Annotated in this window: 1 protein-coding gene; it reads right to left on the bottom strand. The window is 32.0% G+C overall.

Features of this window, described 5'->3' with window-relative positions:
* Positions 1-222: hypothetical protein (locus ACX6CF_RS26430; RefSeq protein ID WP_458788369.1), on the bottom strand; the 222-nt coding region annotated here is incomplete at both ends.

Here is a 222-nt window from a genome sequence, read left to right as displayed (position 1 = left end):
CCCATTAATTGAATTGTTCTACTACTATCATTCTCACTAATATTATAACGAATAACTGAATGATAATTGATGGTACTATTCTTCGGACTACAAACCAACATAAATCCACCTTCATTATCATGGCTATAATTATACTGGAATGTTGTTCCTGTACTATAGTAATCACAATCAAACCCTTGACCATCTCTAGTTCCATGAGTCAAATAAGCTTCATTATATTGG

Source organism: Vallitalea sediminicola (genome assembly GCF_054408565.1).
The sequence above is the reverse complement of the archived record's forward strand: the minus strand, read 5'-3'. Positions and strand labels throughout refer to the sequence as shown.